Here is a 12,761-nt window from a genome sequence, read left to right as displayed (position 1 = left end):
AAAAACAATGGCTACATGCTAACTGTAAAATATTATCCATATAAAATTATTCCTCTTTAATATTTCTGAAAATATAAAAATATTAATTTTATAAATATACACGTTATAATGAGGGCGTCGAGAGAAATTTTATTATCTCTGGAGAAAATATAAAAAATGCGATTATTAGTAAGAAAGGTGTGTGATTAGAGGCGAAATGTATGTAATGTGCTTCAGTGGCTTGTGTAAGCAATATCATCAGTGCTACCGAAGTTATGAAAGTAATGTATAGAATTGAGAAAGAAACGCCTCGCAAATGAAGAGAGGCCGGTTTAGCTAAAATTACTTTTAAAAGTAAAAAAGAGAAACCATTAAAGTAATACACTGTTATTAGAAATGTTGCAACGTATTTATGAAGTCTATTCTATATTGTTCTCTTAAGGGGTCTTTATATAAAGAGCGGATATTACGAGTAAACTTTTTTGTGAACGCTAACAATTATATTAGGACGCTAATTAGCGAATGTTTCAATTTGGATTCATTATGATGAAGGACATACAATGTGGGGCAACTTGTAAGGAATTCATTTTCCAAAAAGGGAATATTTGTTAGGTGCAAAGAGAGATGCAGGAATAGATACAAGGGGGAGTTATTATATGAACGGGAATACTGCAAAGAAAATAGAAGTTCAAGCTGAAAATACCGCACTAAAAAATGAGCAATATGCAGATCCGAAAAAGTGGCATAAGCAGGATACTACATGGGCACTCAGTCTATTTGGAACTGCAATTGGAGCAGGGGTGCTCTTTTTACCGATTAATGCAGGTTCAGGTGGTTTATTATCTTTACTACTAATTACATTGCTTGCATATCCAGTTATGTACTACTCACATAGGGCACTTGCTAAAATGATATACGCTTCTAATTCTGCTGATGAGGGGATCACAGGTACAATTAGAGAGTATTTCGGAAATAAAGCGAGTATCATTTTTAACATCGTATATTTCGGTTCAATTTATACAATCGTACTAATGTATTCGGTTGCGCTTACAAACACTGCAAGTAGTTTTATCGTGCATCAATTGCACATGCCAGAACCTCCAAGAGCTATTTTATCACTTGTATTAGTTCTTGGTCTTATCGCTATACTGAATTTTGGTCAAGATATTACTGTAAAGGTAATGAGTATGTTAGTGTATCCTTTCATAGTTTCTCTACTGTTTATCGCAATATCTTTAATTCCACAGTGGAATACGTCAATGCTTAGTTTTTCAGCTGTTTCAACTGCTTCAACAGGAACAGGCTATTTTGGGACGATATTGATGATTCTACCAATCATCGTATTCTCATTTAATCATTCACCTATGATTTCATCATTTGTTGTGAAACAGAGAGCTACGTATGGAATCGAAGCCACTGATGCTAAATGTGCGCAAATACAAAAGGTTTGTTATATCATGACATTCGCTGTTGTTATGTTCTTCGTTTGGAGTAGCGCATTGAGCTTGACTCCAGATGATATAAAAATGGCAAAAGAACAAAACTTATCAATTCTTTCATATCTTGCTAATGAGCTTAATTCACCTGTAATCACTATTGCAGCTCCAATTATTGCTTTTGTGGCTATTACAAAGTCTTTCCTTGGCCATTATATAGGAGCATTTGAAGTAATGCGTGACATGATTATTAAGTTCGGTAAATCACGTGGAAAAGATATTGAAGAAAAAACAATTAAGACAATAATCCTTACTTTTGTTGTATTATCGTGCTGGTTTGTTGCTTATACAAATCCAAGTATTCTTGGACTTATTGATTCTCTAAGCGGTCCTTTAGTTGCTGCTATCTTATGTCTATTACCGATGTATGCGATTCAAAAAGTGCCAGTATTAGCTAAATACAAAGGGAAAATGAGCAACGTATTTGTTATTATTGTAGGTGTACTTACTGTCTTAGCAAGTATTAAGTCATTATTCTAATTCACTACTGTTGGTTTTAGTATCAAAATAGTTGGATCTGAGAAAATAAGGAGCAAGTTTTGAATAGTTTTTTTCAAAACTTGCTCTTAAAATATTCTAAGGAATTAATTTTACAAATAAGTTTATTCATATTAGTCATCTAGCGTTTTGGTCATATACTCATCCAATATTATCAAGACTTAAATCGGAAAATTTTAAATATCAAGCGCCTAACGTATTATATATCCCTAATATGTTAGGCGCTTTTATTTTGGATAATAAATTTTGAACCTGAATTTGAATAGTATATTTCTCTATTTGATGCTTATTTAATATTGTAAAATTTGTATTGAAAATTCGAGGTTTTAAAAGTATCATATACATATTCAAACATTTGAAGATGTATATGATGCTTTTTGAAATTGAGGAAAAGTAACGGAGGGATTTCAATGGGAAACGAAATGCAACAATTTAAAGCAGATTTCTTTAAAGCCTTAGCACACCCTTTGCGAATAGGTATTTTAGAATTATTGTCAGAAGGTGAAAAAAGCGTAAACGAAATTCAAGATATTTTAAATAAGGAAGGCTCAGCTGTTTCTCAGCAATTAAGTGTACTACGTTCAAAAAATATTGTTGTTGGTAGGAAAGATGGAAAAAGAGTTTTATATTCTTTACGAGACCCTATTATTGTGGATTTATTGGTGGTTGCACGGAAGATTTTTAACAACCATTTAATTGATGCGATTTCAATGTTAGAAGAGCTAGATGGAGCAGAAAGTGAAATGATGGCTAAGGAGGGATAGGTTGAGTATTGAGGTTAAGAAAGAAGATATCATCCAACATGGAATTGAAACATTTCGCTCATTAGGAGCTCATTACGTTTGTGAAGTTTGTATAAAAAGTGGAAATTCTTGTTGTTTTTCATGCCAACATTTACAAGATGGAGTTGGATGTCGAAAAAGAAATACTGCTTGTACAGCTTGGTTATGTGGAATTCAAGGTTTTTTATTTGATCAAATAGGATTACTGGATGAATGGAATCGTTTTTGGAGTGAAATTCCAGGACAAATGTTTCGTAGAGATATTACTCCAGATAAGGTAAGGATTAGATCGTTTATTGATACAAAGAAGCTAGATAGTCGAGCCGGAGAACGTTTAGCAGAAAGATTGAAATCCTATGTACAACAAGGTGGAGATATAGGTGAATTGGAGTGTCATTTAAGTAAAACATATAGTAAATATTAGGATGTTTTTTCTTTTTGTGAAAAGGACAATTTTCTGTATAAGGGACCGAGAAATACATTTGTAATCCAGATCTATTAAAAATAGAAAAGAAGGGTTTGTAATGAGAAAGTTATTTACAGGAAGGTTTGAAGGATATTCATTAGCACATTTTCAAAAGGATCTTCTTTCAGGAATGATTGTTGGAGTTGTTGCGATTCCACTTGCTATGTCTTTTGCTATAGCCTCTGGTGTTAAGCCAGAGTATGGGATTTATACAACCTGTATTGCTGGAATACTCATTTCACTGTTTGGTGGTTCGAAGTATCAAATTGGAGGACCTACAGGTGCTTTTGTTCCGATTCTTTTAGGAGTTGTAATTACCTATGGATACGAAAATTTACTACTCGCGGGTTTGTTAGCTGGAATTATTTTATGTCTTATGGGAATCTTCAAACTAGGCTCTTTAATTAAGTTTATTCCACGTCCTGTAACAATTGGTTTTACTTCAGGTATTGCTGTTATTATCTTTACGGGACAAATTGCTAGTTTTTTAGGTTTAACAGGTATAAAAAAGCATGAGGAATTTCTAGCGAATTTGAAGGAACTCTTCACTCATATCAGTACTACCAATTTTTATAGTGTTATAACTGCTTTGATTTGCTTTTTTGTTATAGTCATAACACCAAAGATTTTACCAAAAGTGCCTGGTTCATTAGTAGGTGTTGTTATTTCAACTGTAATTGCAACTGTATTTTTCTCAGGTCATGTACCTACTATTGGTACAGCATATGGCACGATTCCAAATACACTTCCTCAGTTTGATATACCAGAAATCACATTAGAACGTATAAAACAGTTAATTGGTCCTGCATTTGTTATTGCGATGCTCGGTGGAATTGAATCGCTTTTATCCGCTGTCGTGGCAGATGGTATGACAAATAGTAAACACAACAGTAACAAAGAGCTTGTCGGTCAGGGGATTGCAAATATTGTTACCCCGTTATTTGGCGGGATTCCAGCAACTGGAGCAATTGCTCGTACAGCGACTAATATTAAGAGTGGGGCTGTATCTCCGATGTCGGGTATTATTCATGGGGGATTTGTGTTATTGACACTTTTACTGTTAGCTCCATATGCTTCACATATTCCTCTTGCTAGTATGGCTCCCATTTTAATGGTGGTAGCTTGGAATATGAGCGAACAAAAACATTTTTATCACATACTCAAAATGAAGACAGGAGATTCCCTTGTATTACTAGTAACATTTTTACTTACTGTATTTACTAGTTTAACAACAGCTGTGGAGATTGGTCTTATTTTAGCTGTTATTTTGTTTACAAAACGTATGAGTAATATGCTTGTTATATCTAAAGTGCTTCCTGATCATACAAAAAAGAATGAAAAATTGTTATCGCATGTGGTAAATAAAGCTCATGATTGTCCACAAATTAGTATTTATACAATAGAAGGGCCATTATTCTTTGGGGCTGCTCAAACATTTGAACAAAATATTTTAGCGACTATTCATTATAAACCTAAAGTTTTAATTTTACGTATGGGAAAAGTTCCTTTTATTGATACCACAGGAGAGTCTTACTTTAGGAATATTGTTCAGCACTTCAAAAAACAAGGTGGCGTACTTCTTATTTCTGGAATTCAATCAGAGCTAAAAGCCAATCTAGATAAGAATGGATTGTATGCTGAAATTGGGAAAGAAAACTTTTTTGATCATACCGGGGAAGCAATTAATTGTGCTTTAGGACATCTGAATACAAAAAAATGTATAGGGTGTAAGCATTTTGCTTTTCATGAGTGTACAGGGCTTTCTCAGCAATCTCAGGAAATCAATACAATAAAGAATAAAGTAAATGCATTAGATTTTTAAAAATTTCACTTCACATACAAAGTTTGTTTGATTTAATCTACTTTTTCATCATTTTATTAAAAAATAGAGAAGAAGAAAGTTTGCTTTGGAGAATGTGGAGAAGATTTTTTACAAGGTGTGAACAAGTAGTTTTTTTATACATTCAACAAATAAGTATCAAACAGTAAGAAGAGAATATTTCCCGTATATTTAAACGAAAAAGGGAAATTTAAAATAATATTTATTTAATAGAATACACGAAAACGAGTGGAGGAAATAAAAATATGTCTAATTTACCAAATTGTCCAAAATGTAATTCAGAATACACTTACGAAGATGGGAATCTTTTTGTTTGTCCAGAATGTGCTCATGAGTGGACTTTAGAATTAGAAGCTGAAAATAGTGAAGATACAAAGGTAATTAAAGATGCAAATGGAAATATTTTAAACGATGGTGATTCTGTAACAGTAATTAAAGATCTTAAAGTAAAAGGAACTTCATCAGTTGTAAAAATTGGTACAAAAGTAAAGAGTATCCGATTAGTTGATGGAGATCATGATATTGATTGTAAAATTGATGGTTTTGGAGCTATGAAATTAAAATCTGAATTTGTTAAAAAGGTATAAATACAATTTTGTTACATCAAAATTAGTTTGAAGTTAATGAATATACACTGTTTTTCAGCTGTACCCTGTGCCCAACAACTTAAGAATTTCGAATTACCTCGAAATGATAAAATGAACTTTTGGTTATGATTCAGCAGATTTTTTTGGGGAGTACCATGAAATTTTAGCTTGCTAGCGATATAGTGCTGCCGAAATATTTGAAATAGCTATAAGACTATTCTTTCGATGGTATGATGAAAGATATGGAAAAGGAATAGGTGTCAATCAGACCCCAATATTAATCTTGACCATTAGCAACAAAAAACCACCTCTCAGAAAGGTGGTTTTTTAGTATTAATATATTTTAATTAGTCACGTCTAAATGGACCTTTTGGAGCAATAAGCTCTAAATTAGTACCATTTGGATCACGGAAGTAGGCAACGCCTGTGCCAAATCCAGATTTCTAGCCGTCTTCTTGAAAGATAATTGGTTCGTCATATGGGTGCTATCCTATGCCCATCAAGCTAACAAAATGGATTGCCTCTGAAACAAAAAAATTTTTATTACTATAAAAAACGTAAAGTATCTGTTTTTAGAAAAAAATAATTTTTATAAATTGATGGAGATATAACTCAATTCTTTTATATATTTAGTTAAATAGGATTGTCAGAATGAACTTAAAGTAATTATGATTTCTAGAAATGCGAACTGATGTTTTGAATTGGTTTAAAGTTGCTGGAACAAAATAAAACCAATTGAGCAAAAAAACTTGCAAAAATAAAAAGAGAGATGTATATTAATTGATGTATCAATAATTGATATATCAATTAATATTTTGACAAGAAAGAAAAGGAACATTTTATGAAGGAAATGTTCGTAAATATCAGTGGAGAAGAACGCAAAATACTTATTCATGTTCTATTACAGATGCAAAAAAATGTAGAGAATATGAAAGAATAGAGAGTGTAGGGGGCAGAATAGTGTGGAAATAATCGCAGCTATTTTAGTCGGGATCGTAGCATTAGAACATTTGTTTATCATGATCCTTGAAATGTTTTTTATTGATTCAAAAGTAGCGAAACGTGCTTTCAAATTACCGAAGCATTTAGAAGGAGATCGAAACGTAGCCATTATGTTTGCAAACCAAGGTTTATATAATGGATTTTTAGCGGCTGGTCTCATTTGGGGACTTGTACTTGGGCTCAATCCAATTGGTTATATGGTGCAATTATTTTTCGTGATTTGTGTGGTGATAGCAGCTATTTTTGGAGGTTTCACATCTAATAAATCAATTATTGTGAAACAAGGTCTTCCAGCTGTTTTAGCACTGGTTGCCCTTTTATGTATGATATAGAATCAAAGTTTCTCAATAAAAGAACTCATTTTTGAAAAGAATACGCTATTCTTTCTTTAGAATTATAGGAAAGGATGGCGTTTTTGTATGTCTATTTCTATAAGTAGTGAATTATAACTATTCCCTCAAGGGACTCAACTGCTTTTCAGCTTTTGGATATATTTTCATCCATCTTTGTTTCCTCCTATTGTTGGATAGTGTAATAATTGATAAAAATTTTGATGAAATTGGATTATAACGATTGATCAAAAAAGTTAGTGATTAAAAATATTATTCTTTAGTACATACATTTTTAAGATGTTAAATATATTTCATAATAGTCTCTGTAAGATAGGGATAAGTAGAATAGTACTTTAAAGTACCTATAGCACTTTAAAGTGCGTACTTTTTATAACTTTGAATATCATTCATAATAGCACCAGTAAGAAGAAAACAAGCTTTACGGTACTACTAGTTACCAACGATGTTACAGCAGTTTATTTAGAATCAGATTGATTGAAGGGTTGTACTATATGGCCTAATAATTTCGAAAAAAATGCCGGTGTGGCATAAAACAATTATGGAGGTTAAAGATATGAGCACTTCAAATTTGAATGAAATAAGTAAACAAATTTTAACAGAGGAGGAAACACTTCAATTTTCCTCTTTTACAAATGAAGATGCCTTGCAACTAGGTTTATTTATCGTTGAAACAGCAAAGCGAGAGGGGAAATTGATTGCTGTTGATATAACGAAAAATGGTGTGCAATTATTTCATTTCAAGATGACAGGGACAAATGCGGAAAATACGAAATGGATTGAGCGTAAAAAACGAGTCGTTTCCCTGCATGATCGTAGCTCGTATTATATGCAGATACAAAGTGAAATAACTGGAATTTCATATAATGAAAAATATCTTTTAGATACTTCAGAATATGCTGCGTTTGGTGGATGCTTTCCTATCAGAATAAAAAACGTAGGGGTTATTGGAATGATAACAGTTTCAGGATTACCACCAGAAGAAGATCATGAATTGGTAGTAAGAGCAGTTAAAAATCATTTGAACCAATAGTTGTAACGAGTCAATAGATAATTAATTTTAGGGGGCAACACTATGCCATTAATTGAGCTAAATACTTGGCCAACCATGTCAACAGAAAAAAAGAAGGAATTTATTTATAGTGTAACGGAACTTACAATAAAACTATTAAAAATTGTCCCTGACAAAATTCAAGTGTTGATAACGGAACTTGAGAAAGAAAATTGGGGGAAAGCTGGGGCTGTAGCAAGTGATGCTACCTTTGCTGTGAAAAGTAGGGTGTCCGATTGGGAGACAAAAGAGTCTTACGATACACTAGGTCGTAACGTTAATGGAATGGCTATTATTAAGATTGATATATGGAATACATTTGATCAAGAGACAAAGGATAAGTGGGTAAACGAACTTACACAAGTAACATCTAAATATACTCATGCACCTTTGGATAAAGTGCTAATTCTTATTCGTGAAATGATTCCAGGGAACTGGGGACAAAGTGGTGTAACAGGAGCTAATGCAGATTTCCTTTCCAAAAGTCGTACATTTTAATCATTAAATAAAAAAGGCAAAAATGAACACATTTCTGTTCGTTTTTGCCTTTTTATTATTTGTCTGTGGTAATGAACATGATCCTTTATATGTTTAAGTAATATTCTCTAAAGTTGCCTCTACGGGAAAGTGTATTTCTTCATTTGAAAGTCTTTTTCATGGAATGTAGATTTCAATTTTTGAGCAAAATAAGCTAGGTTATATAAATGTTACTTTTTAGTACCTATAGTACTTTAAAGTACGTACTTTTTATTAGGGTGATTATCATTCATAATAGCACATGTAAGAGAGAAACAAGCTTTATGGTACTGGTAACTAACTATGTTACTTTTTAGTACCTACAGCACTTTAAAGTACGTACTATTCATTGTATTGAATATATTTCATAATAGTACATGTAAGAGAGAGACAAGCTTTACGGTACTAAAAAGTACCTATAGTACTTTAAAGTGCGTTCTTTAAAAAAAGAATGAAACCATTCATAATAGCGTTTGTAGAGATTAAATATGTTTTTTAGAAGATAAAAGGGCCTTTTTATCGCACTATTATGATAGGAATTATAGGGAAGAGGGGAAACTCAATTGAATTCATATACAGCATCGTCTTCAGAAGTTCAGACGAATCGAAGAAGTATATTTGCGTTGTTAGCGTTAGCAATTAGTGCGTTCGGGATTGGGACAACTGAATTTGTTAGTGTCGGTTTATTACCATCTATTTCGGAAGATTTACATGTGTCGGTTACAACGGCTGGTTTAACAGTTTCTTTATATGCGTTAGGCGTAGCGTTTGGGGCTCCAGTATTAACGTCATTAACAGCTAATATGTCACGAAAAACGTTATTAATGTGGATTATGATTATTTTCATTATTGGTAACGGAATCGCAGCGGTAGCAACAAGCTTCACGGTATTACTTATTGCGCGAATTGTTTCTGCACTTTCGCATGGTGTGTTTATGTCAATTGGTTCAACAATTGCTGCGGCACTTGTCCCAGAAAATAAACGGGCTAGCGCGATTGCGATTATGTTTACTGGTGTAACAGTTGCGACTATTACAGGTGCACCAATTGGAACATTTATTGGTCAACAATTTGGCTGGAGAACATCATTTTTAGCAATTGTAGTAATTGGAATTATCGCCTTAATTGCAAATAGTATTCTCATTCCATCTAATATGAAAAAAGGTGCGTCTGTATCATTCCGCGATCAGTTTAAATTGATTACGAACGGAAGACTGTTACTAGTTTTCATTATTACTGCATTAGGATATGGGGGAACATTCGTAACATTTACGTATTTATCTCCGTTATTACAAGAGGTAACAGGATTTAAAGCAAATACGGTTACTATCATTTTATTAGTGTATGGAATCGCCATTGCGATAGGGAATGTGATTGGCGGAAAATTATCGAATCATAATCCAATTCGAGCGCTATTCTACATGTTCTTTATTCAAGCGATTATACTATTTGTTTTAACATTTACGGCACCATTTAAGGTAGCTGGGTTAATCACAATTATTTTAATGGGGCTATTCGCATTTATGAATGTTCCAGGGTTACAAGTATATGTCGTAATGTTAGCTGAACGATTTGTACCGAGTGCTGTCGATGTTGCATCGGCAATTAATATTGCAGCGTTTAATGCTGGGATTGCTCTTGGTGCTTATTTAGGAGGTATTGTAACGAACTCGTTAGGGTTAATTCATACAGCTTGGGTAGGCGGCATTATGGTAGTAGGTGCTGTTATTTTAACAGCATGGAGTATGACATTAGAAAAAAGAGATCAAGTAAAATAAAAGGAGAGAAAATAAAATGAAAAATTTACAAAGTAAAACAGTATTAAGTAATGGTGTGGAAATGCCTTGGTTTGGTTTAGGTGTATTTAAAGTAGAAGAAGGACCAGAACTTGTAGAAGCGATTAAATCAGCAATTAAAGCAGGATACCGCAGCATTGATACAGCTGCAATTTACGGAAATGAAGCAGCTGTAGGTGAGGGGATTCGTGCCGGTATTGAAACAACTGGTATTTCAAGAGAAGAATTATTTATTACTTCAAAAGTATGGAACGCAGATCAAGGATATGAAGAAACGATTGCTGCATACGAAGAGAGCTTAAAAAAATTAAAGCTAGATTATTTAGATTTATATCTTGTTCACTGGCCTGTAGAAGGGAAATATAAAGATACATGGAGAGCGTTAGAAACACTTTATAAAGAAAAGCGTGTACGTGCAATTGGCGTAAGTAATTTCCAAATTCACCATCTGCAAGATGTAATAAAAGATGCAGAAATTAAGCCGATGATCAACCAAGTAGAATACCATCCTCGTTTAACACAAAAAGAATTACAAGCTTTCTGTAAAGAACAAGGTATTCAAATGGAAGCATGGTCACCACTTATGCAAGGTCAATTATTAGATAATGAAACATTACAGGCAATTGCTGAGAAACATGGTAAAACAACAGCACAAGTGATTTTACGTTGGGATCTTCAAAATGAAGTGATCACAATTCCAAAATCAACGAAAGAGCACCGTATTATTGCAAATGCCGATGTATTTAACTTTGAATTAACGAAAGAAGATATGGAAAAAATCGATGCATTAAATCAAAATCACCGCGTTGGTCCAGATCCTGATAACTTTGATTTCTAATAGAAATGAGTAAAAAGAGTGCAAAAATTGCACTCTTTTTTTATTGAATAGACAATAAAATGTTTCTGTTTATATTATGACTTTTAAATTACTTTAGGCGAGCTAAAGAACTGATTAACAGTATTAAAGTTTGACATAAAATAATGGATTCTATATTATATATGCTATAGCATGTAAATTGTGATTTATTTAGAGGTGGCATATGGACTTATATGAGTTAACAGGACATCTTGTTCATTATACTGATGTGAAGTTAACAAATTATATAATGTAAGTTTTTAATCACATATTGCTTATAAAATTTATCTTTTGTATGCTATAGCATACAAAATTAACCTCTTAACTTGTAATGTTCAAAATTTAAATAACATAGTAGAAAATTCATGAAGCGAGGAGATTTTAGTAATGGGAAAATTCATATTAGCGTTTGATAGAGAACTTGTAATTGCAGAAAAAAAAGACTCAACATGGAGCGTCCAATCGCAGTTTGTAGGTGCGAATCCGGTTGCGTTAGCTTCAGATCCATACGATCCAGAAAGAATGTATTGTGGTACCTTTGACAGGGGATTATGGAGAAGTAAAGATGGAGGAAGTTCATGGGAAGCGATTGGTGCGTTACCTTCCTTTGGTGAAGTGTTCCCAGCAAATGCTATTCATATGAGAGCTATTACAGCAGTTTCTGTATCTCCAGCGAAGGGGGATGACGGTAACGGGATTGTATATGTAGGAACTGAACCGAGCGCAATGTTCGTATCCAAAAATGGAGGAGACAGTTTTGAGCTGCTAACTGATTATCGACAAATGCCATCTTATGCATCATGGTTCTTTCCTCAAAGAACATATACACACCATGTAAAACATATTGAAATTGATGCTAATAATCCAGAAACTATTTATACGACTATTGAGGTAGGCGGATTAATTAAAAGTGTAGATGGAGGTAAGACATGGACTGAGGAAAAAGAGGGGAACTATCCTCAAGATATTCACATTCTTACATCACATCGCAATGCCCCAAATCGTTTATACGGGGTGTTAGGTGATTCATTCTTGAAAGAACCAGGTCAAGAGTATGCGGAGAGTAATGATGGAGGTAAGACTTGGAACTATATGTGTAGCGGGCTAAAGCATCATTACGCATATCAAATGGCAGTTAACCCAAATGATCCAGAAAATATTATTATCGCGACATCTTCAAATCCACACGTAGCGCATGATTACAATAATGGAAATTGTGAATCATTTATTTATAAGAAAGAAAAAAATCAGTCTTGGGCAGAAATGAATGTAGGTTTACCAACTCCTAAAGGCACAATCATACCAGTATTAAAGGCAACAAGTGATGGAACGTTTTATCTGTTTAGCAATAAAGGAGTGTATCAGTCAGTAGACGGTGGTTCAAATTGGACATCATTAGAGATTCCTTGGGAGAATAGATTTATGGAACAACATCCTTATGAGATGTTAATTATTAAATAAGTGACAGGTATAGTTTTTACTACTATTCATTGGTAATGTTTAGTTGAATTTAAATTAAAAATGTAAAAAGCCAGGTAATGT

The 12,761-nt window shown here is 33.3% G+C and carries 11 protein-coding genes and 1 pseudogene; 11 read left to right on the top strand and 1 reads right to left on the bottom strand.

Going from position 1 to position 12,761, the window contains the following annotated elements; all coding sequences use genetic code 11:
- Positions 1-635 precede the first annotated feature (635 nt).
- The 5 genes from V6946_RS17355 (at position 636) to V6946_RS17335 (ending at position 5,648) form a co-directional block, all read left to right on the top strand.
- Positions 636-1,955, top strand: coding sequence for an aromatic amino acid transport family protein (locus V6946_RS17355; protein ID WP_001014168.1), 1,320 nt, complete (start codon positions 636-638; stop codon positions 1,953-1,955).
- Between the two features lie 428 nt (positions 1,956-2,383).
- A complete protein-coding gene (locus V6946_RS17350; protein ID WP_006924203.1) occupies positions 2,384-2,737 on the top strand; it encodes a metalloregulator ArsR/SmtB family transcription factor in 354 nt (117 codons plus the stop codon).
- Position 2,738: 1 nt separating this feature from the next.
- Entirely contained in the window at positions 2,739-3,179 is a 441-nt protein-coding gene (locus tag V6946_RS17345; protein ID WP_000021461.1) for a hypothetical protein, read from the top strand.
- Between the two features lie 100 nt (positions 3,180-3,279).
- Entirely contained in the window at positions 3,280-5,043 is a 1,764-nt protein-coding gene (locus V6946_RS17340; RefSeq protein ID WP_006924201.1) for a SulP family inorganic anion transporter, read from the top strand.
- A gap of 263 nt (positions 5,044-5,306) precedes the next feature.
- Complete coding sequence (locus V6946_RS17335; protein WP_000067658.1) at positions 5,307-5,648, top strand: zinc ribbon domain-containing protein YjdM; 342 nt, start codon at positions 5,307-5,309, stop codon at positions 5,646-5,648.
- Between the two features lie 347 nt (positions 5,649-5,995).
- Here V6946_RS17335 and V6946_RS17330 read toward each other — a convergent pair.
- Positions 5,996-6,130, bottom strand: a pseudogene (locus V6946_RS17330) (VOC family protein); the annotation flags it as partial.
- Positions 6,131-6,610: 480 nt separating this feature from the next.
- On the opposite strand from V6946_RS17330, the gene V6946_RS17325 reads away from it, so the two are divergent.
- The 6 genes from V6946_RS17325 (at position 6,611) to V6946_RS17300 (ending at position 12,680) form a co-directional block, all read left to right on the top strand.
- Complete coding sequence (locus V6946_RS17325) at positions 6,611-6,982, top strand: DUF1304 domain-containing protein (protein WP_000402472.1); 372 nt, start codon at positions 6,611-6,613, stop codon at positions 6,980-6,982.
- A gap of 535 nt (positions 6,983-7,517) precedes the next feature.
- Positions 7,518-8,033, top strand: a complete 516-nt coding sequence (locus V6946_RS17320) for a heme-degrading domain-containing protein (RefSeq protein WP_139849025.1) — start codon at positions 7,518-7,520, stop codon at positions 8,031-8,033.
- Positions 8,034-8,075: 42 nt separating this feature from the next.
- Positions 8,076-8,549: a tautomerase family protein gene (locus V6946_RS17315; protein WP_006924195.1), complete on the top strand. Its 474-nt coding sequence runs from the start codon at positions 8,076-8,078 to the stop codon at positions 8,547-8,549.
- 581 nt (positions 8,550-9,130) lie between these two features.
- The gene (locus V6946_RS17310; RefSeq protein ID WP_001089896.1) at positions 9,131-10,345 is read left to right on the top strand and encodes an MFS transporter; all 1,215 of its coding nucleotides are present in this window, start codon (positions 9,131-9,133) and stop codon (positions 10,343-10,345) included.
- A 16-nt stretch (positions 10,346-10,361) separates the two neighbouring features.
- Entirely contained in the window at positions 10,362-11,201 is an 840-nt protein-coding gene (locus V6946_RS17305) for an aldo/keto reductase (RefSeq protein ID WP_000793565.1), read from the top strand.
- A gap of 405 nt (positions 11,202-11,606) precedes the next feature.
- Positions 11,607-12,680, top strand: coding sequence for a glycosyl hydrolase (locus V6946_RS17300; RefSeq protein WP_197228986.1), 1,074 nt, complete (start codon positions 11,607-11,609; stop codon positions 12,678-12,680).
- Positions 12,681-12,761 lie beyond the last annotated feature (81 nt).

This window comes from Bacillus sp. PPSBB_2 (assembly GCF_045291115.1).
GTDB lineage: Bacteria > Bacillota > Bacilli > Bacillales > Bacillaceae_G > Bacillus_A > Bacillus_A cereus.
Note: the sequence above shows the minus strand (reverse complement) of the source record. Positions and strands in the feature narration are given on the sequence as shown.

Excerpts from the sequence above, each read along its gene's own strand:
- V6946_RS17355 (WP_001014168.1), top strand. The coding sequence starts at position 636 with ATGAACGGGAATACTGCAAAGAAAATAGAAGTTCAAGCTGAAAATACC.
- V6946_RS17350 (WP_006924203.1), top strand. The coding sequence starts at position 2,384 with ATGGGAAACGAAATGCAACAATTTAAAGCAGATTTCTTTAAAGCCTTA.
- V6946_RS17340 (WP_006924201.1), top strand. The coding sequence starts at position 3,280 with ATGAGAAAGTTATTTACAGGAAGGTTTGAAGGATATTCATTAGCACAT.
- V6946_RS17335 (WP_000067658.1), top strand. The coding sequence starts at position 5,307 with ATGTCTAATTTACCAAATTGTCCAAAATGTAATTCAGAATACACTTAC.
- V6946_RS17320 (WP_139849025.1), top strand. The coding sequence starts at position 7,518 with ATGCCGGTGTGGCATAAAACAATTATGGAGGTTAAAGATATGAGCACT.
- V6946_RS17315 (WP_006924195.1), top strand. The coding sequence starts at position 8,076 with ATGCCATTAATTGAGCTAAATACTTGGCCAACCATGTCAACAGAAAAA.
- V6946_RS17305 (WP_000793565.1), top strand. The coding sequence starts at position 10,362 with ATGAAAAATTTACAAAGTAAAACAGTATTAAGTAATGGTGTGGAAATG.
- V6946_RS17300 (WP_197228986.1), top strand. The coding sequence starts at position 11,607 with ATGGGAAAATTCATATTAGCGTTTGATAGAGAACTTGTAATTGCAGAA.